General features: G+C 69.6%; 27 protein-coding genes. 13 read left to right on the plus strand and 14 right to left on the minus strand.

The window, feature by feature from the left end:
* Positions 1-7: 7 nt before the first annotated feature.
* The 11 genes from J2Y69_RS16760 to J2Y69_RS16810 all read left to right on the plus strand — a co-directional run bounded on the left by J2Y69_RS16760 (position 8) and on the right by J2Y69_RS16810 (position 5347).
* The gene (locus J2Y69_RS16760) at positions 8-325 is read left to right on the plus strand and encodes a DUF7169 domain-containing protein (protein ID WP_310022888.1); all 318 of its coding nucleotides are present in this window, start codon (positions 8-10) and stop codon (positions 323-325) included.
* 202 nt (positions 326-527) lie between these two features.
* Positions 528-1382, plus strand: a complete 855-nt coding sequence (locus tag J2Y69_RS16765) for a hypothetical protein (protein ID WP_310022889.1) — start codon at positions 528-530, stop codon at positions 1380-1382.
* 99 nt (positions 1383-1481) lie between these two features.
* Positions 1482-1742, plus strand: coding sequence for a hypothetical protein (locus J2Y69_RS16770; protein WP_310022891.1), 261 nt, complete (start codon positions 1482-1484; stop codon positions 1740-1742).
* A gap of 42 nt (positions 1743-1784) precedes the next feature.
* Positions 1785-2390: a hypothetical protein gene (locus J2Y69_RS16775; RefSeq protein ID WP_310022893.1), complete on the plus strand. Its 606-nt coding sequence runs from the start codon at positions 1785-1787 to the stop codon at positions 2388-2390.
* Positions 2391-2544: 154 nt separating this feature from the next.
* Positions 2545-2814 (plus strand): hypothetical protein, encoded by a 270-nt coding sequence (locus J2Y69_RS16780; protein ID WP_310022895.1) that lies wholly within the window; start codon positions 2545-2547, stop codon positions 2812-2814.
* Between the two features lie 32 nt (positions 2815-2846).
* Entirely contained in the window at positions 2847-3071 is a 225-nt protein-coding gene (locus J2Y69_RS16785; protein WP_310022896.1) for a hypothetical protein, read from the plus strand.
* On the plus strand, positions 3068-3235 hold the full coding sequence (locus J2Y69_RS16790; protein ID WP_310022898.1) for a hypothetical protein: 168 nt from the start codon (positions 3068-3070) through the stop codon (positions 3233-3235). The genes J2Y69_RS16785 and J2Y69_RS16790 overlap by 4 nt, the downstream gene beginning before the upstream one ends.
* On the plus strand, positions 3232-4008 hold the full coding sequence (locus J2Y69_RS16795) for a DUF2637 domain-containing protein (RefSeq protein WP_310022900.1): 777 nt from the start codon (positions 3232-3234) through the stop codon (positions 4006-4008). The genes J2Y69_RS16790 and J2Y69_RS16795 overlap by 4 nt, the downstream gene beginning before the upstream one ends.
* Before the next feature lie 48 nt (positions 4009-4056).
* A complete protein-coding gene (locus J2Y69_RS16800) occupies positions 4057-4656 on the plus strand; it encodes a hypothetical protein (protein WP_310022902.1) in 600 nt (199 codons plus the stop codon).
* A 114-nt stretch (positions 4657-4770) separates the two neighbouring features.
* Entirely contained in the window at positions 4771-5034 is a 264-nt protein-coding gene (locus J2Y69_RS16805) for a hypothetical protein (protein ID WP_310022904.1), read from the plus strand.
* A gap of 76 nt (positions 5035-5110) precedes the next feature.
* Positions 5111-5347, plus strand: a complete 237-nt coding sequence (locus tag J2Y69_RS16810) for a hypothetical protein (protein WP_310022906.1) — start codon at positions 5111-5113, stop codon at positions 5345-5347.
* A 7-nt stretch (positions 5348-5354) separates the two neighbouring features.
* Here the strand turns inward: J2Y69_RS16810 and J2Y69_RS16815 are convergent, their stop codons facing one another.
* The 3 genes from J2Y69_RS16815 to xylA all read right to left on the minus strand — a co-directional run bounded on the left by J2Y69_RS16815 (position 5355) and on the right by xylA (position 9901).
* Complete coding sequence (locus tag J2Y69_RS16815) at positions 5355-7061, minus strand: ComEC/Rec2 family competence protein (protein ID WP_310022908.1); 1707 nt, start codon at positions 7059-7061, stop codon at positions 5355-5357.
* Positions 7062-7259: 198 nt separating this feature from the next.
* Positions 7260-8582: a xylulokinase gene (locus tag J2Y69_RS16820; protein WP_310022910.1), complete on the minus strand. Its 1323-nt coding sequence runs from the start codon at positions 8580-8582 to the stop codon at positions 7260-7262.
* A gap of 131 nt (positions 8583-8713) precedes the next feature.
* On the minus strand, positions 8714-9901 hold the full coding sequence (gene xylA, locus J2Y69_RS16825) for a xylose isomerase (RefSeq protein ID WP_310022912.1): 1188 nt from the start codon (positions 9899-9901) through the stop codon (positions 8714-8716).
* A 151-nt stretch (positions 9902-10052) separates the two neighbouring features.
* Between xylA and J2Y69_RS16830 the strand changes: the two genes are divergently transcribed.
* Complete coding sequence (locus tag J2Y69_RS16830) at positions 10053-11246, plus strand: ROK family transcriptional regulator (RefSeq protein WP_310022914.1); 1194 nt, start codon at positions 10053-10055, stop codon at positions 11244-11246.
* Positions 11247-11284: 38 nt separating this feature from the next.
* On the opposite strand, the gene J2Y69_RS16835 is transcribed toward J2Y69_RS16830, so the two are convergent.
* Positions 11285-12322, minus strand: a complete 1038-nt coding sequence (locus J2Y69_RS16835) for an NADP-dependent oxidoreductase (RefSeq protein WP_310022916.1) — start codon at positions 12320-12322, stop codon at positions 11285-11287.
* A 140-nt stretch (positions 12323-12462) separates the two neighbouring features.
* Between J2Y69_RS16835 and J2Y69_RS16840 the strand changes: the two genes are divergently transcribed.
* Complete coding sequence (locus tag J2Y69_RS16840) at positions 12463-13080, plus strand: TetR/AcrR family transcriptional regulator (RefSeq protein ID WP_310022918.1); 618 nt, start codon at positions 12463-12465, stop codon at positions 13078-13080.
* Positions 13081-13184: 104 nt separating this feature from the next.
* Here J2Y69_RS16840 and J2Y69_RS16845 read toward each other — a convergent pair whose 3' ends face one another.
* The 10 genes from J2Y69_RS16845 to J2Y69_RS16890 form a co-directional block, all read right to left on the minus strand.
* Positions 13185-14390 (minus strand): M20 metallopeptidase family protein, encoded by a 1206-nt coding sequence (locus tag J2Y69_RS16845; RefSeq protein WP_310022920.1) that lies wholly within the window; start codon positions 14388-14390, stop codon positions 13185-13187.
* 42 nt (positions 14391-14432) lie between these two features.
* Positions 14433-15881 carry an MFS transporter gene (locus J2Y69_RS16850; protein WP_310022922.1) on the minus strand — a complete coding sequence of 483 codons (1449 nt, stop codon included), beginning with the start codon at positions 15879-15881 and terminating at the stop codon, positions 14433-14435.
* Positions 15882-15888: 7 nt separating this feature from the next.
* Entirely contained in the window at positions 15889-16473 is a 585-nt protein-coding gene (locus J2Y69_RS16855) for a TetR/AcrR family transcriptional regulator (RefSeq protein ID WP_310022923.1), read from the minus strand.
* A 128-nt stretch (positions 16474-16601) separates the two neighbouring features.
* Positions 16602-17267, minus strand: coding sequence for a nucleoside/nucleotide kinase family protein (locus tag J2Y69_RS16860; RefSeq protein ID WP_310022925.1), 666 nt, complete (start codon positions 17265-17267; stop codon positions 16602-16604).
* A gap of 57 nt (positions 17268-17324) precedes the next feature.
* The gene (locus J2Y69_RS16865) at positions 17325-17747 is read right to left on the minus strand and encodes a hypothetical protein (protein ID WP_310022927.1); all 423 of its coding nucleotides are present in this window, start codon (positions 17745-17747) and stop codon (positions 17325-17327) included.
* Between the two features lie 158 nt (positions 17748-17905).
* Positions 17906-19009: a fatty acid desaturase family protein gene (locus J2Y69_RS16870; RefSeq protein ID WP_310022929.1), complete on the minus strand. Its 1104-nt coding sequence runs from the start codon at positions 19007-19009 to the stop codon at positions 17906-17908.
* Positions 19006-19215: a hypothetical protein gene (locus J2Y69_RS16875; protein ID WP_310022930.1), complete on the minus strand. Its 210-nt coding sequence runs from the start codon at positions 19213-19215 to the stop codon at positions 19006-19008. Before J2Y69_RS16875 ends, J2Y69_RS16870 begins: the two co-directional genes overlap by 4 nt.
* 39 nt (positions 19216-19254) lie before the next feature.
* Entirely contained in the window at positions 19255-20778 is a 1524-nt protein-coding gene (locus tag J2Y69_RS16880) for a glycoside hydrolase family 130 protein (RefSeq protein ID WP_310022932.1), read from the minus strand.
* A complete protein-coding gene (locus J2Y69_RS16885) occupies positions 20766-21866 on the minus strand; it encodes a glycosyltransferase (protein WP_310022934.1) in 1101 nt (366 codons plus the stop codon). The genes J2Y69_RS16880 and J2Y69_RS16885 overlap by 13 nt, the downstream gene beginning before the upstream one ends.
* Positions 21863-22915 carry a glycosyltransferase gene (locus tag J2Y69_RS16890; protein WP_310022936.1) on the minus strand — a complete coding sequence of 351 codons (1053 nt, stop codon included), beginning with the start codon at positions 22913-22915 and terminating at the stop codon, positions 21863-21865. Before J2Y69_RS16890 ends, J2Y69_RS16885 begins: the two co-directional genes overlap by 4 nt.
* Positions 22916-22920: the final 5 nt, after the last annotated feature.

The following is a 22920-nucleotide window of genomic DNA, read 5'->3' on the forward strand; positions in this document are numbered from 1 at the left end:
GGAAAGTATGGACACCCCCACCACCGCCGAGGCCATCCGCACACTGGGCGAGAGCGTCACCGAGTTGGCCGACGCCCTGGCGCACGCCGAGGAGGTCCAATGGCTCCAACCCGCTGGACCCTCCACGCGGCAGGAGACTCCCGAGAAGGGCAAGGGCGGCATCTCCAACCCGACTGCCGATACCACCGCCGACGCCCGCCGTCTCCGCGTCCGCGCCGCCGTCATCACCGCCGAGCTGGAGGTGGCCAACATCCACTCCCGGGCTGTAACGGCTGCCAAAGAACTCCGCGCAGCGGTCACTGACTGGGCCGGGGTCCGCGCTTAGCACGTACTGGCGACACGCCCGCCCGCCACAATGTCACGCAAGGTTCTTTGCGCACGTATGCTAGCCCAAAGCGCCACGCGTGACTCCCTAGCGCGATACCCAAGCGTCAACCACGCCCCCGCTGGGGCGCTACTCGCCATGCCCTCAGCGTGCCAACTTCACGCAAAGCTCCTTCCGCACTGATACCCCGAAAGGCTCGCCAATGCCCTCCTTCACCACCACCCTCCGCGAGGTCTTCGACGCCAAGCTGGCTCCCTTCCAGCAACTCCCGCTGGAGGACGAGCTGGCGCTGATCACCGAGGCCCAGGGCGGCTCGGAGGAGGCCAAGCTTCGCCTCCTCCGCCAGTACGCCAACGGCCTTCGCGCCATCGCCGCCCGCGAGCACGCACGGGCTGGAGGGCGCGACGCGGGCGAGGACCCCGAGGAGACCCGCGCCAACGTCCTAGTCGCCTTCATGGAGGCGCTGGCCGCATGCGACGGCACCACCCGCATCGCCGCCCGCCTCAAGGGCGCAACCATGGAGGCCGCGAACGCCTACCACCTCCGCAGCACCTTTTCCGTACCAGCGCGCACACGCTCGCGCTACTTCCAGGCGCTTCGTGAGGCTGGCGCGAACGGTAGCGCCGAGGACAAGGCCGTGGAGCTGGGCATGTCACGCGAGGTCTTCCGCCAGGTGCGATCCGCCTTCGCCTCCGTCTCCTACGAGGCACTCAGCGACGACGGCGTCGGCGAGTTCACAGGTAGGGGGCACGAGGCGGAGATGGCCCCCCTCACGGGCGAGCGAAGCTACGCGACCACCGAGGACCGGCTGACCCTGGCGCGCGCCTACGCCGCCGTGGACGAGCCCACCCTGGGCGTGATCGAGGACGCCTACGGCTTCGCCTTCTACGACGACGACAGCACACCCGAGTCGCCTGTACGCGACCGCGACCCCTTCGCAGGTTTCGACCCCATCCCCGACACCCAGATTGCCCACCTCCGCGGGATGAGCCGCTCCGGCGTCCAGCGCAAGCGGACCGAAGGGCTGGCGGCCATGCGTGTGGCGGTGGGGGCATGAAACCCGGCCCCCTCCCCCGGGGCCTCGCCGAGCCGCAAACACCCGATCTTGCGTGGGGCCCCTTTGCGCAAGCCTCCTTTCGTGTGCTACTGTTTACACATGCACACGGAAACCGCCCTCACCCTCCTCATCGCCTGCGCCAAGCGTGCCCCCTTCGCCGCCACTGGCCACGGAGCAGCCAACCAGCGGGCGCGCGGCCTGGTCAACGGTCACATGGTGGAGGTCAGCGTCCGCGGCGAGCAGGTCCGAGTGAGCATTGACGGCTCCTCCAAGCTCATCAACCGCGACTACGCCTACGACGTACTCACCGGAGCTGCCTCCCTTGACGAGGTCCCCGTCGAGTGGTTCCACGCCGCCTAACTCTGACCACTCCACGCAAGCCTCCTTCCGAAAGGGCACACCATGACCATCAACTTCTCCACCCGTGAAGAGTGGCTTGCTGCCGCCGTCGAGGCGCTCCGCCCCTACTTCGCCGAGCACGGCGCGGACATCCCCGCCGTCCGCGTCTCCGTCGGCTGGCCCAAGGGCCGCAGCGGCAACAACCAGGCCATCGGCCAGGCATGGGCCAAGGAGGCAGCCGCCGACGGCGTCGCCCAGGTCTTCATTTCCCCCGTCCTCGCCGACGCCGTCGAGGTCCTCGCCGTCCTGGTCCACGAGCTGGTCCACGTCTGGGACGAGAACGCCTCCGGCCACCGCGGCCCCTTCGCCAAGCTGGCCAAGGCCATGGGCCTGGAAGGCAAAATGACCGCCACCGTCGCGGGCGACGCCCTCAAGGACAAGCTGGCGCTCATCGTCATCGAGCTGGGCGACTACCCCCACGCCGCCCTCACCCCGTCTCTCTCCGGCGTCAAGAAGCAGGGCACCCGGATGCTCAAGGTCGAGTGCGCCGAGGGCAGCGGCTACCTGGTCCGCATGACCAAGAAGTGGCTGGACGAGTTCGGCGCGCCTAAGTGTCCATGCCACGACGCGACGATGGACGCCCCCAGCACCGAGGACGGCGACGAGTGAACCCGGACACCCTCTCCCCCGAGGTGGGGCTGCCCCTGGCTGCCCTCCTCTGGGCGGCCCTCGCCCTCCCCTACTTCGCCCGATGGAACCGCGCCCGACGTAGTTTGCGTAAGGAGACTTGCGCAAACCCCCTTACGTCGATATGGTTCTATACATGAACACCGCAGCCGCCGACATCGACCTCTTCGCCGTCTTCGTCTCCCTCGCGACCACCTCGCTCACCGCCGAGCAGATCGCCGCGAACGATGCAGCCGCCGCCGAGGAGGCCGCCCGCGTCGCCGCTCGTGAGGCACAGGCCGCCCGCATCCTCGCCGCCCGCGAGGCCACCAAGTGTGGGCGCTGCAACGGCACCGGCTACATCTCCCAGTACGCCTACAACGGCGGCACCTGCTACGGGTGTGGCGGCTACGGCGTCACCGCCTGAACCACCCCAGACTCTCCACGAAAGGCCCACCAATGACCGCGCCCATCGTCACCCACCACGCCCGTCGCCCGCACCCGCCCGAGGACCTTGCCGAGAAGGTGGACATCGCCGACGCGCTCGCCGCCGCTCGCGGGATCGCCACCCTGTGCGCCCCCGGCCAGCTCTGGGAGCGCGTCGCCGAGCGCACGCCCACCGGCACGACCCGCGCCGACCGCCGCGCCCGCTGGATGGACCTCAAGCTGGAGGCATCCACATGACCTTCGCCGCAGTCGCCCGAGAGGAGTATGCCAAGGAGCCGAGCCGGTCCGCCTTCTCCAATCACGTCCTTCCCTTCGATCTCGCCCGCAAGCTGGGCACCAACCGCGCCGCCAAGGCCGAGCTTCGAGCCGCCGCCCGCATCGCCGAAAGGACCCCCGTATGACCACCTCCCGCGTCCAGCCGGACTCCCGGCCTGTGCTCATCGTCGCTACGGTTACCACGGCCCTCCTGGCGGCCGTCTCCTTCCTCCTCTCCTTCAACGGACTGGCGGAGGCCGCGAGCTGGGCGAACGTCCCCGACTGGCTCGCCTGGGCGCTGCCCGCCTACGTGGATGGCGCGATCCTGGTCTACACGGTCGCCGCCCTGGTCTTCCGCTCGCGCGGCGACGACGCCCGCCTGGAGTGGGCAGCGCTCGCCCTCTTCGCGGCGCTCTCCGTAGCCGCCAACGGCGTCCACGCCTGGGCCACCGCCCCCGGCTGGGTCCAGGTCGCGCTGGGCATCACCCTCGCGGCTCTCGCCCCAGTCTCGGTCCTCCTGACCACCCACACCATCGCAAAGCTGATCGTGGCCCCGCCCACGCCCGAGGCACCCAAGCGCCGCGAGGGGCAGCGCACCACGTTTGCCGTCGTGGACGAGGCCCATACCTGGCCCGCGCGCCGCGCTGCTGTCCTGGAGCACGCAGCGGCCAACCCCGAGGTAGAGCCGGACCACTCCCGGCCCGCCCCGCTCCACGAGCTGGCCGAGACCCACGGCGCGCGGGCTGTCTTCGCGTCCGCCGCCGACCGCAACGCCCGCATCCACGAGCTGGCCGCCGAGGGCTGGAGCCTCCGCACCATCGCCGCCGAGGTGGGATGCTCCAAGTCCAACGTGGCCCGCGTCCTGGGCAAGCGTCCTGACGCGGATGACCCGGGCGACACTGCCGACCGGGCAGCCTGACCGCGCCAGGCTAGGCTGGCGGTACCTCAAGCCCCGAAAGGCCTGCGCATGTCCGAACCCAAGTCCACTTTCGCCGACCGCCTAGCCGAGCGGAACGCCGCCAGCGCCGCCAAGGCCGCCGACAAGGAGGCCGCGCGCAAGGCCGCCGAGCGTGAGCGCTTCGCCCGCGGCTACCCCGAGATGGCCGCAGCCGCAGCCGCTCGCGAGGCCGAGCTAGGGCGCGAGCTGACTGCCGCAGAGATGACCGAGGTGGGCGCGTCCATCCGTACCGGCGTCCCGCTTCCCCCCGTGGACCAGGTAGCCGCCACGCCCCGGGACCTTCCGATGCACGAGCACGCAGCACAGGAGGCCCTCGCCGCGGACCTCCGCGCCGACCGACTCGCCCGCGAGGGGGACGCCGCCCTCAACGCCGAGGTAGCCAAGTACGCCCGTCAGGGCTACACGGTCACCGACCGCGCTCCCGGCCAGGTCATCCTCCAGCGCAAGAAGCCCATTGGCCTCTTCTACATCCTGGTCATGATCCTCCTGGCCGTGACCATCATCGGCCTCATCCTCCTGTTCCCTATCCTTCGCATGGTCAACCGCAAGATGGAGACCATCGTCCTTACCCTGGACACCACGGGCCGCGTCAAGACCCGCAAGTCCTGACCCCAGCCCCAGCCCCTCGCGCCACCTCCGGCGTGGGGGGCTTTTCGCGTTTACACGGCATCTATTACGCAAGGAGCCTTGCGCAAGCCGCCTTTCCCCTGTATAGTCATTTACATGAACAACCCCAACATCTCTCGCGAGGACCTCCCCCGCTTCCGCTTCTCCCGCCACGCCCGCGAAGTCATGGCGCGCCGTCAGGTTGCCGAGGTGGAGGTGGCCCGCGCCCTGGTCCGAGGCTCCAGCCACACGCACGACGGCCTCCAGCGATACGTCCACGCGGGCCTGTGCGTTGTTGTTGACCTGTCCGCCGAGGTCATCGTGACGATCCTCCTGGCCCGCTCCGACCAGTGGACCGACGAGGACGCCCGCAACCGCTAGCCACCGAGGAGGGGCCCCGCAAGGGGCCTCCCCTCCTGTATCCTGAAATGTTCACCTCCACCGAGATGAGAGCACCGTGACTGCCATGACCACCGAGAACCCCGCCGCCCGCCGTAACGATGAGTTCACGCGCCTGGAAAACTACACTGAGGAGCCGCTGCCCAGCTTCTCTCCGCTGACCGCAGACTACCCCGCCGAGCGCGCCGCCCAGCTCTACCCCGTAGACCTCCACGATGGCGTAGACCTCAACGGCAGCGTTCGCGAAGCGTACCGACGCGGCTACGACGACGCCCTGTCTGCCGCCTCCGAGTAGCCACCCCCTAGCCCCCGTCCGCCACTCCGGCGCGGGGGCTTTCGCGTAGGTGTAGACCGCTCAGGCTGGCGTCCCCCTGGCCGATGTCGCAGGCGGCGATCGACCAGTCACCGGGGCGGGTGAGCGGCGCCATCGGTCCGTCCAGCGCCGCCCACGCACCGCCGAGGCCGAGGGCCGTCGAGACCACGATCCCGGCGGCGAGCGTGATCGTCGCACGTCGTCGGCCGCCAGGGCGATGCGGGATCAACAGCCAGGCCGTCGCGATGCTGAGCACCGCGACGACGACGGCCGCGAGGAGTCCGGCGGGGATACCGACCGTGGCGAGAGGCAGCGCCGCCGTCGTCTGCGCCGTCGCCGCGATCCATGCGGAGGGCAGCCAGGCGCACGCCACGAGCAGATCGGCGAGCGGTGGCACCGGCATTGCGAGGCAGGCGAGCATCCCGAGGATCGTCGCGACCGGTGCCGCCGGCTCGGCGAGCAGGTTCGCGATGACCCCGACCAACGACTGCCGATCCGCGAACAGGGCGATGATCGGTCCGCACACGAGCTGCGCCGAGAGCGGGACGGCCAGCACGAGAGCGATCCCTCCGGGCATCCAGCGCCGAAGCCCCCGCGCAAGCGGTGGCGCGAGCACGATCAGGCCGCCTGTCGCCACCGCCGAGAGCGCGAACCCCGGTGACGCACCCAGCCAGGGGTCGGTGACCAGGAGCACGGTGACGGCGAGGAGCAGCACCGGCAGCCCGGCACGGGGCCGTCCGAGCAGGAGGCAGGTCATCGCGAGCCCCGACATGGTCGCCGCCCGGACGACGCTCGGCTCCGGCGTCACAAGGACCACGAAGCAGGAGAGCGCGATCCCCGCCCCGACGACGCGCAGTGCCCGTCCTCCGCCCAGGAGCGCCACCAGCCAGAACGCCGCCGCGGTGACCAGGGCGCAGTTGCTGCCGCTGACAGCGGTGAGATGGGAGAGCCCGCTCGCGACCATCGCCTCGTCCAGGTCGTCGTCGACCGCGCGGGTGTCGCCCACCGCCAGCCCGGGAAGGAGCCCGGACCCGGGCGCAGGCAGCGTCAGCGCCCGTTCGACGAATGCACGGCGCACACCGGATGCGGCCCTCGCGATGGGGTCGCCCTCGGACACGATCTCCGCCCGCGCCCGGACGAACAGGACCAGGACCGCCCGCTCCCCCGGATCCGCGGCCTTCGCCTCCGCGACGACCCGGATCCGCATGCCCGGCTCCACGGCGGCGGCTCCGTCGCCTGCGAGCCCCACCCGCACCGGGACCCGCCAAGGGCGAGGAGCACCCGGGGACCCGATCGAGGACGTCTCCGCATCGAACCACAGCCGACCGTCGGCGCCGTTGCTCGGAGAGGACACCACCACGACCTCGCCGGAGACGGCCCGCCCCTCCAGGCCGCCCGCGGCCTCACGGACCGGTGCCGCGAGAAGCGCCGTCGCAGCGACCGCACCCGCCACCGCCGCGCCTACGAGGACAAGCCCGCCGACCGACGCGACACGCGATCGCTCCGCCCGTCGCCTGCCGCGCGACACCACCAACAGGCTTCCGATGCCCACCGCGCACGTGCACACGCACGCCACGACCCAGACGGCTGCCCCCGGAGAGAACACCACGACGAGCGCCACCGCCCATGCCGTCACCGCGATCGGCACCATCCGGAGATCCCGCGAACGGACACGTTGATCCCACTCCATCGGCATGGATCGACGCTAGGACTCGCAACAGTGTCGCGCGTCCCTCCCCGCCGACCTCGGGGAGAACCCGCCGCACCCCGCATCCGTGCAGGGAGACGGCTCCCTCACACGGCGACATCCCGCGGAGATATCGCCGTCCCGTCCGGCTCCGGAGCCATGTTGTCCGGCGCATCACTCCTCATGCGCTCCCGGAGTGCCGCTTGATCACCGATGACGCGGAGCTCGGGTGTCGCCCTCCTCATCCCGTATGACCGCCGCGGCCTGACGGGCCGCGCCGAGGGCGACGTACTCCCCCGGCTCCGGCACGACGACGGGGACCCCGAGCACCTCGGGCGCGATCCTCCGCACCGCCGCTGACTGCGCGCCTCCGCCGATGAGGAGGGCGCGTTCGAGGGGGACGCCGAGTCCCCGGATGGCTCCGACGCCGACGGCCAGACCGCCGAGCATCCCCTCGACCGCGGCGCGGGCGAGATTCTCCCGTGTCGCGGAGGCCAGGGTCATCCCTGTGAGCGTCGCCGTCGCGTCGGGCAGGTTGGGGGTGCGCTCTCCTTCGAAGTGGGGGATGAGCCGCAGCCCACCCGCCCCGGCGTCCGCGGTGAGGGCGAGGCGGGAGAGCTCCGTGTGATCGACGGCGAGCAGGCCCGCCACCGCATCGAGGACGCGTGCGGCGTTGAGCGTCGCGACGAGCGGGAGGAAATGCCCGCTCGCGTCCGCGAAACCGGCGACGGTCCCCGTCGGATCCACCGTCCGCTCCTCGCTGACGGCGAACACCGTCCCGCTCGTGCCGATCGAGATCACCACGTCGCCGACTCCCGCGCCGAGACCGAGAGCGGCACCGGCGTTGTCGCCCGCACCGGGGGCGACACGACGCCCGGCGGCATCCGTCACTGCGTCGCGAGGACCGAGCACCCGCGGCAGGGCGACGTCACGGCCCAGCGCGGCCTCGGCCAGCGCTCGATCGTAGTCTCCCGTCTCCGGGTTCCAGTACCCCGTCCCGGAGGCGTCGGAGCGGTCGGTGACGAGCTCGTCGAGCGCGGCATCACCCGCCCCGAACCCGCGCAGGCGCCAGGTGAGCCAGTCATGAGGGAGCGCGACCGCCGCGGTCTTCGCGGCGTTGACCGGCTCGTTGTCACGCAGCCATCGCAGCTTCGTGAGGGTGAAGGACGCCACCGGCACGAGCCCCGTGCGCCGTGCGAGCTCTTCGGCACCGTACTCGGTGACAAGGTCAGCCGCAGCGCCCGCCGAGCGGGTGTCGTTCCAGAGCAGGGCGTCGCGCACCACCGCGCCCGAGGCGTCGAGCGCGACCATCCCGTGCTGCTGTCCGCCGATCGACCATGCCGCGACGTCGTCGAGGCCGCCCGCCTCGGCGATCGCGGCCTGCAGCGCACGCCACCACGCCTCGGGATCGACGCTGGTCCCACGCGGGTGCGGAGCACGCCCGGTCCGCACTACGATCCCGGTCTCGGCCTCCACGATGACGACCTTGCAGGATTGCGTCGAGCTGTCGACGCCCATCACGAGGGTCATTCCGATGTCCTGTCCGCGGCGACGTCCGCCGCACGTGCTCCGATGCTCTGAGCCGCGCCCCTCCGCGCAGCGCGCGTCCCGATCGGAACACACACCGCGCGGAGAGGGGCCTCGTCATCGACGATCAGAGGCTATCGCGCGCCCAGCAGGTGCTCGGTGGCCAGCTGCTGCAGCCTCACGAAGCCGAAGCCCTTGCCGCCGAAGTAGGCGTCCGCGTCGAAGTCCTCATAGGTGCTCCGGTCCGCGACGAAGGCGTCATAGCCCTCGCCCTCCCCGAAGGTCTTCTGCGCGAGCTCAGGAAGACGGGCGGCCGACAGCGCCTCCTGCACCTCGGGATCGGCACGAAACGCCTGGGCGCGCTCCTTCAGCAGGAGGTAGGTCCGCATATTGGCGCTGGCCGACTCCCACACGCCGTCCTCGTCCTCGGTGCGCGAGGGCTTGAAGTCGAAGTGACGAGGCCCGTCGTAGCTCGGGCCGCCCTGCGCTCCGCCGTTCTCGAGCAGGTCGACCAGGGCGAACGCGTTGTTCAGGTCCCCGTGGCCGAAGACGAGGTCCTGGTCGTACTTGATCCCGCGCTGGCCGTTGAGGTCGATGTGGAACAGCTTTCCGTGGAAGAGCGCCTGGGCGATGCCTGCGGCGAAGTTCAGCCCCGCCATCTGCTCGTGCCCGACCTCGGGGTTCACTCCGACGAGCTCCGGTCGCGCAAGCGTCTCGATGAAGGCGAGCGCGTGCCCGACCGTCGGCAGCAGGATGTCGCCACGCGGCTCGTTCGGCTTCGGCTCGATCGCGAATCGCAGATTGTAGCCGCGGCTCACGACGTAGTCGCCGAGGAAGTCCACGGCCTCGCGGTAACGCTCCAGGGCGAGACCGATGTCCTTCGCGGAATCGTACTCGGCGCCTTCACGGCCGCCCCACATGACGAAGGTCTGCGCCCCGAGCTCCGCGCCGAGGTCGATCTGGCGCAGCGCCTTGCGGATCGCGAATCGACGCACGGCACGGTCATTGGACGTGAATCCACCGTCCTTGAAGACGGGCGCGCTGAAGAGGTTCGTGGTGACCATCGGGACGGTCAGTCCGGTATCGGCGAGCGCGCCCTTCAGCCGATCGATCTGGCGCTGACGCTCCGTCTCCGAGGCCTCGAAGGGGAAGAGATCGTCGTCGTGGAACGTGAGGCCGGAGGCGCCGATCTCGGCGAGCTTCTCCACGGCGTGCACCACGTCCATCGCGGGACGGGTCGGCCCGCCGAACGGGTCGGCGCCGGTGTATCCGACGGTCCAGAGCCCGAAGGTGAACCGGTCGGCGGGGGTGGGCGTAGGCATGTTGCTCCTCCAGGAAGGGATATTTGTTGCTCTTCACAACCTATTACCGTTCAGTCGCTCCGTCCACACCCGATCTCGACTCGCCTCCGGCTGATGACGCGCTCCGCGCGCCGGTTCGGCGAATCCTGACCCCCTCTCCTAAGGTGAAGGCGTGTCACGCACCGAGGGGACCCTGGAGGGCGTCCGCCGCGCCAACCTGTCGCGCATCCTGCGCATGGTGCACCGAGAGGGGCCGCTCTCCCGCGCCGCGCTGACCGACGCCACCGGCCTCAACCGGTCGACCATCGGCGCGCTGGTCACCGACCTCACCACGGCCGGACTGGTGCAGGAGAACGCCCCGGACGCCCACGGTCGGGTCGGCCGCCCCTCCCCCAACGTCGCCGCGACAGCAGCGCCGGTGGCGGTCGCCGTGAACCCCGAGGTCGATGCCGTCACGATGGCCGCGATCTCCCTGGACCGCACGGTGATCATCCGAGAGCGCATCGACGTCGAGGGTCTCGCCGCCCCGGACGAGACCGCACGTCTCGTCGCGGAGCGCATCGCGTCCTGGCGCATCGGCATCCTCGAAGACCGACGCATCGCCGGCCTCGGGGTCGCCCTGCCCGGCCTCGTCCGCTCCCAGGACGGGCTCGTGCGACTCGCCCCCCACCTGAACTGGAGGGACGCGCCGCTCCTCGAGGCGCTGTCGTCGGCGACAGGGATACCGTCGGTCATCGACAACGATGCGACCCTCGGCGCGCTGGCCGAGAGCCTCTACGGCGCCGCCCAGGATGTGCATGACAGCGTCTACCTCAACGGGGGCGCGAGCGGCATCGGCGGCGGCATCGTCATCGACGGACGCCTGGTGCACGGAGCACGCGGCTACGCCGGCGAGATCGGCCAGAACCACCCCAGCATCGCATTGCCGGCCGATCGTCGCGCAGGAGCGAACGGAACCCTCGAGGACGAGGTCAGCCGCGCGCGCCTGCTCGCTGCGGTGCGCATGCACGGCGCCGACGATCCCACCCTGGCATCGGTCATCCGCGCCTCCGCGGCCGTTGACGTCACCGCGGAAGTCGAGCGCCAACGTCGGATCCTGTCGACGGCGCTCGCGAACGTCGTCAACGTCCTCAACCCCTCGGTCGTCGTGCTGGGCGGCTTCCTGGCGACGCTGTTCGACCAGGATCCCGACGGCTTCGTCGCGGAGGTGGCTGCGCAGGCGATGCCGATGAATGCAGAAGGCCTTGCGATCCGCACCGCTGCGCTCGGCGAGGATCGCCTGCTGGTCGGCGCCGCGGAGATTGCGTTCGAGGCGCTCCTGGAGGATCCGCTCACCCCGGGGGCACCCTGGCTGCCCACGGAATGAGCGGAACGAGCCGAATGAGCGGTGTCCGACGAACGGGCCTATGCCGCTGAGGACCCGCCCTCCGGCGCGATCCGGACGAGCATCTTCCCCGTGTTCGCACCGCGCATCATGTCGAGGAACGCGTCCACCGTGCGCTCGATGCCCTCGACGATCGTCTCGTCGTAGGCGATCCGCCCCTCCGCGAACCAGCCGGCCATCTTCTGCTGGAACTCGGGGGCGAGATCGAGATACCCGGCCAGGGTGAATCCGCGGAGGGCGAGCCCGCGCGTGATGATGTTCGCCATGTTGTCCGGTCCCGGCGTGGGAGCCGTCGTGTTGTAGCCCGCGATCGCCCCGCACAGCGCGGCCCGCCCACCATCGTTGAAGACGTCCAGAGCGGCCTCGAGGTGGTCGCCTCCGACGTTGTCGAAGAAGACGTCGATCCCGTCCGGAGCCGCGGCGGCGAGCTGGGCCCGCACATCGCCGTCCTTGTAGTTGAAGGCCGCGTCGTACCCGTACTTCTCGGTGAGCAGGGCGACCTTCTCCGGGGTGCCCGCCGAACCGATCACGCGAGCCGCGCCGAGGAGCTTCGCGATCTGCCCCACCGCGGTGCCGACGGCGCCTGCCGCACCGGACACGAAGACCGTGTCGCCCGGCTGGAGGTGTGCGATCGCCGTCAGCCCGACATAGGCCGTGAGCCCGGTCATCCCGAGGATGTGCAACCGCAGCGAGAGCGGAACCCCCGGCATCTCGGGGACGGCGCGGAACGTGGACGCGTCAGCCTGGATGACATCGCTCCATCCGTGCTGGTGGAGCACGATCGCGCCGACCGGCAGCTCCGGCGCGTTCGACACGACGACCCTGCCGATCGCGCCACCCACGATCCGCTCCCCGAGAGCGTACGGCGCCACATAGCTGCGGACATCGTTCATGCGGCCGCGCATGTAGGGATCGACCGACACGTACTCGTTGCGCACGCGCACCTCTCCCTCGCTCGGGGCCGAGTACTCGACCTCGACGGTGCGGAAGTCATCGTTCGTCGGCCAGCCGGTGGGCCGCGCGGCGAGCTGGATCTGGGTGCTGACGGTTGAGGGCATGGGGACTCCTTCTCGATGAATGCAGGCAGCAGCGACGAACCGATCACAGGGGCCGACCGTCACCGATGCGACCACGCAAGCGCTTTCTGTAACGTTCGTTCCAGAGTATACTAGACCGATCGTTGCAGAATGGAGAAATCGTGGCTCGTACCGTGGGGTTCGATCGCGAGCGCGTCATCCGCGCCGCGCGCACGGTCTTCTGGTCGTCCGGGTACGAGAGCGCATCCGTCCCCGATCTCGAGGCCGCCACGGGGCTCAGCCGCTCCAGTCTCTACAACAGCTTCGGGTCGAAGCGCGGTCTGTTCGAGGCCGCGGTCGAGAGCTATCTCGATGAGGTCATCCGACCTCGCCTCGCCCCTCTCACGGCCGACGTCGTGCATCCGGCGGCGATCGTCGACTACCTGGAGGGTCTGCGGGCAGCGCTCGACGACACCGGCTCGATGTCGGCGACCAGCGGCTGCCTCCTCATCAACGCAGCGGGTGCTCCGATCGCGAACGATCCGGAGGTCGCACGAGTGATCGCCGACTATCGCCGGGAACTGCAGGACGCCATGACGCGCGGCGTCCTCGCCGCGCACGCGGGCATGGCAACGCCCAAAGACATCCGGCGCCTCGCCGAGTCCACGACGGGCATGGTGATCGCCGCCCTCGCTCTCGCACGGATCGATCCTGCGCACGCCAGAGTCACGGTGGACACGGCCCTCGAACTGGTCACCGCACCCATGGCGGGCTCAACGCCTGCCGGCGTCAACGCATAAGGGACGTCAAAGCGTTGGGAGCGAGCCGGCGCTGCGGATGACCGCGGCCCCTGACCGGCCTCGCGCCCAGGCGTCGAGGGGTCAGGGGCCGCGCGGCCGTCAGCTCACTCGTGAGCGGCGACGCTCGCGAGTTTGCGCCAGGCGAGGTTCGCGAGCGCCGCCGCCTGGTCGCCGAGCACCGCATCGTCGAAGTACACGCGCGGCGAGTGGTTGAACTCCGCCGTGGCGACGTCGATCTCCGGCGGCGTGCTGGCGAGCATGACGAAGGTGCCGGGGACCTCGTTGAGCACGAAGGAGAAGTCCTCCGACCCCATCCCCGGATTGGGCATGGTCTGGACGCGCTGCTCGCCGAACTGCTCTCCCAGCCAGGCGAGCGTCTCGGCGGTCGTTCGGTCGTCGTTGATCGTGACCGGGTAGACGACCTGGAAGTCGACCTCGGCCGTGCAGCCGTGCGCCGCCGCGATGTGCTCGGCAAGACGCGGAGTCTCCTCCTGCAGCCGCGCGACCGACTCCTCCGAAAGGGTGCGGACCGTGGCGTTCAGCGTCGCGGTCTCCGGGATCACGTTCACCGCCTCGCTGCCCTTCAGCTGCGTCACCGAGAGAATGATCGGGTCGAAGGCGTTGAAGCGTCGGGTGACGAATGTCTGCAGCGCCAGCACGATCTCTGCGGCGACCGGCACGGGGTCGAGGACCTGATGCGGCTGCGACCCGTGACCCCCGCGGCCGCGAACGGTGATAGTGAGCTGGTTGGATCCGGCGCACGCCGCACCCGAACGCGTGACGAACAGACCTCGGGGCCCGGGGGCGACGTGGATCGCGTAGGCGGCGATCGGCTTCTGCCCGTTCACGTCCAGCAGACCCTCGTCGATCATGATCTTCGCGCCGCCATAGCCCTCTTCTCCGGGCTGGAACATGAAGATCACGTCGCCGGCGAGTTCGTCGCGGTGCGCGGCGAGAAGCCGGGCAGCCCCGACCAGCCCTGCCGTGTGGAGGTCGTGGCCGCACGCGTGCATGCGACCGTTGGTCGACGCGAAGTCGAGCCCCGTCTCCTCGGCCACGGGCAACGCGTCCATGTCGCCGCGCAGCAGGACGCTGGGCCCGGGCTTGGCGCCGTGGAGCACCGCGACGATCGAGGTGAGGCCGGCACCGAGCGTGATGTCGAGGCCGAGCGGCTGGAGTGCGTTCAGTACCCGCTGCTGGGTCTCCGGCAGCTGGAGGCCCAGTTCGGGCATGGCGTGAAGGTCCCGACGCAGGGCGACGAGCTCGGGAAGGATCGCCGATCCTTCGGCGGTGAAATCGGGGGCAAGCATGGGAACTCCCTGATGTAGTGGTCGTTGAGGGGATGAGAGGTGTCAGCGCGCGGCGGTGTCCGCGAGGGCGGTGTCCGAATCGGACTCGGTGTCCTTCGGCAGGACGAGCACCGCGATGAGGCATACGACGAAGGCGGCTCCGGAGAAGATCCAGATCGCGAAGTATCCGCCGATCGAGGAGAACCCCGCGCCGGTGACCATCGCGGCACCGAGCATGGCGGCGAAGATCGCGCCGGCGAACGATCCGCCCAGCGTGCGCAGCGAGTTGTACACGCCTGCTGCGATGCCCGTGGAATGCGCGGGGGCGAGCTCTGCGAGTCGCGCCGGAAGGGAGCCGAGCAGGAGTCCGTATCCAAGGCCCTGGACGATCGCCGCTGCGATGTATCCGCCGAGGCTGCCGTGCAGGGGAAGGAGCAGGAAGTTGCCGGCCGCGGCCAGCGCCGCGCCGGTGATCATCACCGTGCGGATGCCGATCCTCGATGCCAGGACGCTGAAGAGCGCTGCCCCGACGGTCGCCAGGATGGTGACGATCCCGATGACGAGCGAGGTGACGGCGGCGTTGGCCGCGAACCCGTACCCTTCGACGTCCGGGCGGGCGCCGAGGAATGTCGACATCGGGGCCTGTCCGCCGAACATCACCATGCCGAAGCAGAGCGCGGCGAGGTACAGCGGCCCGACCCGGCGGGAGACGACCAGTCGGATGTCCACGGCCGGCGCCTTTGCGCGGAGCTCCCAGACGACCCACAGTACGAAGGCGACGAGCGCCGCACCAAGGGTGAGCAGCGTCGACGGGGCGAGGAATCCGACCGAGCCGACCAGACGCAGCCCGAAGAGCGCGGCGATCATGAACACGGCGATGCCCGCGAACCCGACATAGTCGATCCGCGTGGCCGTACGCGTCGAGGACTCGGGAACCCTGAAGAAGACGGCATAGGCCGACAGCAGGACGAGCGCGCACGGGGCGAGCATCGTGATGGTGATGCTCGGGGAGATCGCGGAGATGCCACCTGCGGCGAACGTGCCGAGAATGGCTCCCCCGGTGAGGAACGTCACGAGCAGGCCGATCGACTTACGCGCCTGCTCCCCCGTGATGCGGTTGTGCACGAGCGCGATCTCCAACGGCAGCCATACCGCCAGCGGGCCCACGAGCACCCGTCCGATGAGCACGATCGGATAGCTGGGAACCAGCGCGGTGAGCAGGGTTCCGACGAGGACGGAGATGATCGCGATCCGGAGAACGCGACGATGTCCGAAGATGTCGCCGAGTTTCGAGAGCAGGGGGACGGAGACCGCGGCGGCGAGGGTCTGGATCGTGAGGAACCAGGTGATGTCGGCGTCGGTCACCCCCAGATGGATCGAGAGGTCTTTGAGCAGCGGCGGGTAGAAGCCCTGGGTAAAGCCGCTGGCAAGTTCGCAGAAGATCAGGAATCCCACGACGGTGCGGGCGCGGGTTCCGGCGATCGGGAGGCCGGTGGTCTGGGGGTGGTTCACGGAGTCTTCATCTCTGGAGTCGGTGAAGCGGAGGGGTGCGTATGAGCGCGTCGATGACGCCCCGATAGTCGTCGGGGGTGAGGTGGTGGCCCTTGACTGTCTGGTGGTACAGGGTGAGGCCGGCAACAGTGTCCAGGATGATGTCCAGTGCTGCGTCTTCTGGGAGTTCTCCACGGGCGATGCCCCGTTCGAGAATGCGGATGCCGATATCGCGTCGCTGGGTGAGGAAGCTCTCCCAGATCAACGGGAAGACGTCGGGGTCGAAGAGGACCAGACCGATGGTGCGCGTTCCCGATTCGGATTGGGTGCTCTGGTTCTGCAGCGCGTGGGTCAGGAGATCATCGCGCACGGACCCCGTATCAGGGGGCGTCCCCAGGGCCGCGACGTCGACCACGGCGGCGGCGACCAGTGCGGCCTTGTCGGGGTAGCGGCGATAGACCGCGGACTTCCCGCACCCCACCTCGCGCACGACACGGTCGATCCTCAAGCCGGCGTAGCCGTCGCGAACGAGCATCTCGCGCGTCGTCGCGAGGATCCGCGCGGTGAGCTCCTCATCCGCGGGCCGCCCCATCGCGTCACCGGTCTTCGACATATCGCGAACTTATGGGACGAACCGTCCCGAAGTCAACGTCTTCTGGGATGACGGCTGCGTAACGATGAGCCCGGCACAGGCGCCATGGCTCCCCTCGCCGCAGCCTCCGCGGCCGGGTCAGGCAGCCGTCATCCGGCAGCCGCCCTCGGCATGATGCGCGGATTCTCCACATCGGCATAGTCGATGACCAACGAGGCATGCGACGCAGGGGCGCATTCCGTCAAGTAGATCCGTTGCCCTTCGACATAGCGTCTGTTCTCCGGTGCGGATGGGATCGGAGACGTCCCATCGCGGTGGGACAGGCGTCGTACCGACTCAGCGAAGGGAACGTCGAGGAACAACGAGAAGTCCCATACCTCGCGAAGCTCGGGACGATGAAGGAATATCCCGTCGACCACGACGATCGATCCCGTCCGAACGGGCAGTCGGGGTTCGGTCAGAATCGCATCCGACTCAAGATCGTGAGATGCCGATAGGAACGTTCCCGTGCCGGCGCGAAATGGGTCTACGACTGCTTTGCGAAATGCCTCATAGTCGTATGAATCCAACCAGAACCCCTTCGCAGAGCGGCGCCCCCGGTGATATCGCACCGCGCGGTCATGATGGAATCCATCGATCGAGATCCGCTCCACCGGGGCCAGCGACGCAAGGCGGGTGCCCAGCTCGTCCGCGAGGACGGTCTTTCCTGCACCATCCACCCCGTCGATCCCGATCAGTACTGCCGGCTCTCCCTCCTGCGGAATCGGCAGTGCCTCGAGCAGGGAGAGAAGGAACCTCTCGCGCACGCTCGCCATGTCACGCCTCCCCCTCCAACACGGTGGACATCCGCTGTGCTTCTTGCATGTCGACCGCTATTGGGTCACGCGCCCCGGCTTCGTCATCCACGTACCGCCGGCCAAGACCACAAAGACAATGACGCCCAGTACCCACGCAACCCAAGTAGCTCCGCTGCCACGCGCCACCGTCCAGCTGACGATCAACGCACCGATCACGATAATCGCGAGAACAAGGACATAGCCGATTGCCGCACCGGTGCGAGGCACCGACAGGTTGCGCCCCGCCAGCTTCCCGGCGAAGAAGCCGAGCACACCGATCACGAGAACTGCTACGACGAGAAACAAGCCTGCAGCCTGCTGCGGCAGAACTCCAAAGGCGATCACGCCAGCCCCGCCGACGATCCCGATAGCCGGGTAGTACCAACCCGGGGCGCCGTCCTTCACATTCGCCGGCGTCGAGGCGGAGCTTCTATGAGGTTCAGATGGAGAGGCTTGCATGGGTGTAGCCAACGCCCCGCCTCGCTGCGGTGTCAATAGGACCCGTGCCGACCCTCCGAAGAAGGCGAGGAGACTTCGCCGTCACGGCGGCTGTAGGAGTCGCTCGGCGAGGCCGGACGCGGCGCACCCTGCCGCCGTTCAGCGTGCTGCGCAACCGCTCAGACGGCCTCGACCGTGAGGTGGCTGCGCTGTTCGACGAGCGGGCAGGTGAAGACGTCCCGTTCTCCGAGGCCGACCCGATTGATGTAGCGGACGACGATCGCGTAAGAGGCGAAGAGGCCCACCTGCGTGTAGGGGACGCCGTGCTCGTTGCAGTAAGCGGAGATCATCGGGGCCGCGCGCCGGAGGTGCGGGCGGGGCATCGACGGGAACAGATGGTGCTCGATCTGGTAATTGAGACCGCCCATCGCGATGTCGAGGAACCGGCTGCCCTTCACGTTCCGGCTCATCATGACCTGCCTGCGGAGGAAGTCCAGCGTCATGCCCCTCGGGACCAGCGGCATCCCCTTGTGGTTGGGAGCGAACGACATGCCCATGTAGACGCCGAACAGTCCGAGCTGCACCGCCAGGAAGACGAAGGCGATCCCCGGCGAGAGCACGAGGAAGACCAGCAGGAAGAAGCCGGTGAGCCGAACCCCGAGGAAGGCGATCTCCACCCAGCGCCTGCGGAGGTGCTCCCGGGCCATCACGCGGTGGATCCCCGAGAGATGGAGGGAGACGCCCTCCAGGAGCAGGATCGGGAAGAAGAAGAGACCCTGATGGCCGCGGAGCCACCCGGCGATCGGACCGCGCGGGGCGTCGCGCTGCGCGGGGGTGAGCGCGATCACGGGCAGCTCGATGTCCGGATCCGCGCCGTCCTTGTTGGGATTGGCGTGATGGCGCGTGTGCTTGTGCTGCCACCACCCGTAGCTCATCCCGACGAGGAGGTCTCCGAGGATGAGGGAGATCCAGTCGTTCCACTTGCCGGAGACGAAGATCTGACGGTGCGCCGCGTCATGCCCGAGGAAGGCGATCTGCGTGAAGACGATCGCGAACCCCGCGGCGGTGAACAGCTGCCACCAGGTGTCACCGATCCACACGAACACGAGGATGCCCGCCGCGAGCACCAACGGCATCGCGATGAGCTTCGTCCAGTAGTAGCCGTACCGCCGGCGGAGCAGCCCGCTCTCGCGGACGCGCCGGGCGAGTTCGGTGAAATCGTTGACACCGGACGGCGAGGCGGCACGGCCCGCCGGACGGCCGGTCGTCCGGATGGCGTTCATCGCGTCCTCCCGGCCGGGCCGTCCGATGTCGCTCCGCCCTCGTCTGCCCGCCCGGTGAGCTGAGCGAGATCGTCCTCCGACATGGCCGCCTCATCGGCGGGCCCGGAGGATCCCTCCTCACGGAGGAGGGTGGGGGAAACGGAGCCGTTGGGCTCCGGCCCCGGCATGCCGATATCCTCATCGGCGCGTTCTGTCCTGGCGTTCATGAATCGACGTTACGCCCCTCGTCTGTACGCCTCACAGGTTCAGACGGGGTCCGGCGTTTCCTGCCCCGGACCGGCCGCTGGGGCCGCGCGACGCTGCGGCGGGCGAGGCGGCTCCATCGCCGCCAGGAGAGCGGCGACACGGACATGGGCGACACGGATGCGCTGATCGTCCACGCCGTACGGGATCCAGAGCGTGCCGTCATGGACGAGGCCGCCGCAGGTGTAGACGACGTTCGGGACGTAGCCGCCGGCGACGTCCGGCGGATCGATCAACGGCGCAGGAAGAGCACCGATGACCTGCCGGGGGTCGTCAAGATCCAACAGCAGCGCCCCGATGCTGTACGCCCGCATCACGCCGACGCCGTGCGTGAGGACGATCCACCCCTGCGCGGTCTCGATGGGCGATCCGCAGTTGCCCGTCTGGACGATCTCCCACAGATCCTGCGGCGAGCGCAGCGGCTCCTCCGCGCTCCAGTCGAGTCCGTCTCCGGATCGTGCGAGCCCGATCGACTCGCCATCGCCTCGGGTCAGCGCGAGGTACTCCCCCGCGACCGGCCGGGGGAAGAGCGCCATGCCCTTCGTCCGCGCCGGTGGCCCGATGAGGCGATGCACCGAGAAGGAGCGGAAGTCGTTCGTCGTCAGCAGCCGTGAGGAGATCGACCTCCCGTCGTAGGCCGTGAACGTCCCCCGGTAGGCCGGTCCGTCCTGAGCGCTTCGGACGAGCCGGAGGTCCTCGATCCCCTGCCGTTCCTCATCGGCGACCGGGAGCAGCACCCGCATGCTGAGATCGCTGTCCTCCGGGAAGTCCGCACGATAGGCGGAGTCGGCGACGATGCGCATCGACTCCAGCTGTGCGCGGGCGCGGGGATGGTGGAGGTAGGGCGCGCGGAGCTCCTGGACGGCCTGCTCGACCGTCGCGCTCCCGAATCTCTCAGGAAGGACCTGTGCGATCGACCGCACCAGCTCGTCGGTGCCGCCGTCGTGTTCGAGCGCGCGGAGGAAGTGGTCCCTATCCCAGTCGCCCTCCTCGATCGCAGGGAGGCACGGCGGGGTCTGCCGGGGCAGGAACTCCCAGACGTGTCCGGGACCGATCAGCGCCTCGCAGAACTGGATCGAGGAGAGATGCCCCTCCCCGATCGAGCGCAACGAGACCAGCACACGCAGTCGTCCCGGAGCGAGACCGGACTGATCTGGATGGACCACCGCGCTCGGATTGCAGAGCGCGGCGCCCTCGATCGCATGCTCCGCGGTGAAGGCGGCGCCCAGGACCAGGGCGGCATCGTCTGCGAGGTCGCCCGCGTCGGGTGGCCGGACGACGGCTCCGTTGGCGAGAAGGCCCGCGAGGAACGACGGGCTCCTGCCTGCGGCCCTGGTCCGCAGGCGGCGCGCGCTGTCGGCGAGGACGTCCGGTGGCAGGGAGAGCACTCGATCGAGCACGGCCTGCGTCCGGGACCCTCCCCCCGGTGTGCGCTCCCCCGGGAGGAAGAGACGTGCCACGACCCGCTCCCTCATCGGCGAGAGCTCGGCGTGTGCGTCCACGGCCAGCGCGGTCACGTCAGCCACCCCCCGGCGAGACGGGCGCTTCGGTGCGCGCCGAGGACGGCGAGCGTGGACTCCGCTCCCCGGTTCTCGTTGCGCCCCGCCTGTTCGAGCCCGTCGTACCCGGCGCCGGTATCCGGATCGAACATGGCCGTGCCGGCGTCGTTCCGGCCGACGAACCATCCCCAGACACGGATCGCCTCCTGCGCCCAGTGCCTGTCGCCGGTGGAGACCAGCGCGCTCAGACACGCCTCGGCGATCGCCGCGGGCTCGATCGGCTGCTGGTCCCCCGTGCGGCGTCCGTCGTCGCGGTCCTCGCCTCCTGGGCCGACGAAGGCCAGAAGCCCGGAGCGGCCCGTCTCCAGATCCAGGAGCGTGCGGAGCATCGTGAGTCCGTCGTCCGTCGTGTCCTGCCATCCCAGCGCATCGCCGCCCGTGATCAACGCGGTGCAGAGCGCGCCGTTCGCGTAGCGGAGCCGTTGCTCCGGCCAGAGCACGCCGCCGTCCTCGGGTCTCGGGATCCTCCCCAGGCACTCGATCAGCACCCTTCGCGCGGCGGTCGCACCGGGATGCGCCACAAGCACGTCGGCGGCCCCGATCGCCGCGAAGGCGCACGCCCGCACGTCGGGCGAGCTCCCCGCGGCTGCCCGGAGGAAGACGCGGAGCGCGCGCGCTCGAACCCGTTCATCGCTCCCGTGCCGGGCGGCGACGCCGGCCCCGTAGACCGCCCGCCCCCACCAGTCTCCGATCGTCGGTCGATCCGTCCACATACCGTCGGCGGACATGCGATTGTGAACGCGGCCGCCACGGACGACCGCCCGCTCAAGGAAGGACAGCGACAGCTCGATCAGCTGTTCCCGCTGTCGCCTCTCGGCGGGATCCGTCGGTCGTGGCTCCCGGACGAGGACGGCCAGAACCCGCGCGGCATCGTCGGTGCAATAGCCGTGTTCGACACGCGGACGGTCTCCGAGGGCGTGCTCGTAGATCCCGTGGGCGCCGGCCAGAGCAGTCAGGTGCGTGAGCGGCATGGACGGGGACGGCATCGGCGAGGACCAGTCGGGGAGGACAGCGAGATCGGCGAGGCCGGCGTCGATGATCGGCGAGGCCGTCATCCTGCGACCTCCATCGGCACGCTCAGCTCGGCGGACAGGGCTCGATAGCGATCCGCGACCGAGGCCCACCCGCTGAACGCCTCCGTCTCGGTCTCCCGTGCCCTCGCCGCCCCCGCTCCGGCCGTCCCCTGGAGGATCGACAGGATCGCCGCAGCGATCTGCTCCGGGCTCTCGTGGTCGACGAGCAGTCCCGCGCCGGCGGTCAGCAGCTCGACGGCGTGCGGGAACCTGGTCGCGATGACGGGCCTGCCCGCCGCGACCGCTTCCACGAGAACTCCGGAGGTCGTCTGCTCCCGGGAGTCATAGGGCAGCAGCACGATGTCCGCGTCCACGACGTCGGCGGCGAGCTCGTCCGACTCCCGATATCTGCCGTCGATCTCGACGAGCTCTCCCACGCCCAGCTCCTCCGCCAGCGCCCACAGCGATCGGCGGTACTGCTGGCCGCTCTCCATGACGACCTTCGGGTGGGTCTGACCGAGCACCCGGTAGCGGGGAGCGTGCCCGGCGTCCTTGAGCGCCGCGATCGCCCGGATGCCCCACTCGATCCCCTTTCCGGGTCCGAGCAGCCCCCATGTCAGGACGGTCGACCGATGCGGTGCCGGGGACGGGCGGGGAAGAGCCCAGCGATCCACCCCGTGCGGGATCAGGCGCAGGCGGGACGACGGGACTCCGTAGCCGTCCTCCAGCAGCCGCGACCCGGCCGCCGTCATCGCGACGACGATGTCGGTCCGGTCCACGACCGCGGCAATGACCGCTCGCTGGTGGACGCTCGGCTCGGTGAGGACCGTGTGCATGACCGTGACGACGGGGCGTCGGACGAGGGCGAGCAGGTCGACCACCTCTTCCCCGTCCCGGCCGCCGTAGATCCCGTACTCGTGCTGGACGATCACGACGTCACAGCGGTTCAGCGCCTCCGCCGCCCGTCGCCGACTGTCCGCGTCCCCGGGATGCAGGATGCCCGCGATCCGCAGGCGGACGCCAGGGAGGGAAGGGCCTGTCGGCACGCCGTCGTCCACCCGGACGATCACCGACTCGTCGTCGTGGTTCATCGAGA

Origin of the sequence: Microbacterium resistens, assembly GCF_031456305.1 — a bacterium.
GTDB lineage: Bacteria > Actinomycetota > Actinomycetes > Actinomycetales > Microbacteriaceae > Microbacterium > Microbacterium resistens_A.

Coding starts and splice junctions, on each gene's coding strand:
- J2Y69_RS16760 (WP_310022888.1), top strand. CDS start 8: ATGGACACCCCCACCACCGCCGAGGCCATCCGCACACTGGGCGAGAGC.
- J2Y69_RS16765 (WP_310022889.1), top strand. CDS start 528: ATGCCCTCCTTCACCACCACCCTCCGCGAGGTCTTCGACGCCAAGCTG.
- J2Y69_RS16770 (WP_310022891.1), top strand. CDS start 1,482: ATGCACACGGAAACCGCCCTCACCCTCCTCATCGCCTGCGCCAAGCGT.
- J2Y69_RS16775 (WP_310022893.1), top strand. CDS start 1,785: ATGACCATCAACTTCTCCACCCGTGAAGAGTGGCTTGCTGCCGCCGTC.
- J2Y69_RS16780 (WP_310022895.1), top strand. CDS start 2,545: ATGAACACCGCAGCCGCCGACATCGACCTCTTCGCCGTCTTCGTCTCC.
- J2Y69_RS16785 (WP_310022896.1), top strand. CDS start 2,847: ATGACCGCGCCCATCGTCACCCACCACGCCCGTCGCCCGCACCCGCCC.
- J2Y69_RS16790 (WP_310022898.1), top strand. CDS start 3,068: ATGACCTTCGCCGCAGTCGCCCGAGAGGAGTATGCCAAGGAGCCGAGC.
- J2Y69_RS16795 (WP_310022900.1), top strand. CDS start 3,232: ATGACCACCTCCCGCGTCCAGCCGGACTCCCGGCCTGTGCTCATCGTC.
- J2Y69_RS16800 (WP_310022902.1), top strand. CDS start 4,057: ATGTCCGAACCCAAGTCCACTTTCGCCGACCGCCTAGCCGAGCGGAAC.
- J2Y69_RS16805 (WP_310022904.1), top strand. CDS start 4,771: ATGAACAACCCCAACATCTCTCGCGAGGACCTCCCCCGCTTCCGCTTC.
- J2Y69_RS16815 (WP_310022908.1), bottom strand. CDS start 7,061: ATGCCGATGGAGTGGGATCAACGTGTCCGTTCGCGGGATCTCCGGATG.
- J2Y69_RS16820 (WP_310022910.1), bottom strand. CDS start 8,582: ATGACCCTCGTGATGGGCGTCGACAGCTCGACGCAATCCTGCAAGGTC.
- xylA (WP_310022912.1), bottom strand. CDS start 9,901: ATGCCTACGCCCACCCCCGCCGACCGGTTCACCTTCGGGCTCTGGACC.
- J2Y69_RS16835 (WP_310022916.1), bottom strand. CDS start 12,322: ATGCCCTCAACCGTCAGCACCCAGATCCAGCTCGCCGCGCGGCCCACC.
- J2Y69_RS16845 (WP_310022920.1), bottom strand. CDS start 14,390: ATGCTTGCCCCCGATTTCACCGCCGAAGGATCGGCGATCCTTCCCGAG.
- J2Y69_RS16855 (WP_310022923.1), bottom strand. CDS start 16,473: ATGTCGAAGACCGGTGACGCGATGGGGCGGCCCGCGGATGAGGAGCTC.
- J2Y69_RS16860 (WP_310022925.1), bottom strand. CDS start 17,267: ATGGCGAGCGTGCGCGAGAGGTTCCTTCTCTCCCTGCTCGAGGCACTG.
- J2Y69_RS16865 (WP_310022927.1), bottom strand. CDS start 17,747: ATGCAAGCCTCTCCATCTGAACCTCATAGAAGCTCCGCCTCGACGCCG.
- J2Y69_RS16870 (WP_310022929.1), bottom strand. CDS start 19,009: ATGAACGCCATCCGGACGACCGGCCGTCCGGCGGGCCGTGCCGCCTCG.
- J2Y69_RS16875 (WP_310022930.1), bottom strand. CDS start 19,215: ATGAACGCCAGGACAGAACGCGCCGATGAGGATATCGGCATGCCGGGG.
- J2Y69_RS16885 (WP_310022934.1), bottom strand. CDS start 21,866: ATGACGGCCTCGCCGATCATCGACGCCGGCCTCGCCGATCTCGCTGTC.
- J2Y69_RS16890 (WP_310022936.1), bottom strand. CDS start 22,915: ATGAACCACGACGACGAGTCGGTGATCGTCCGGGTGGACGACGGCGTG.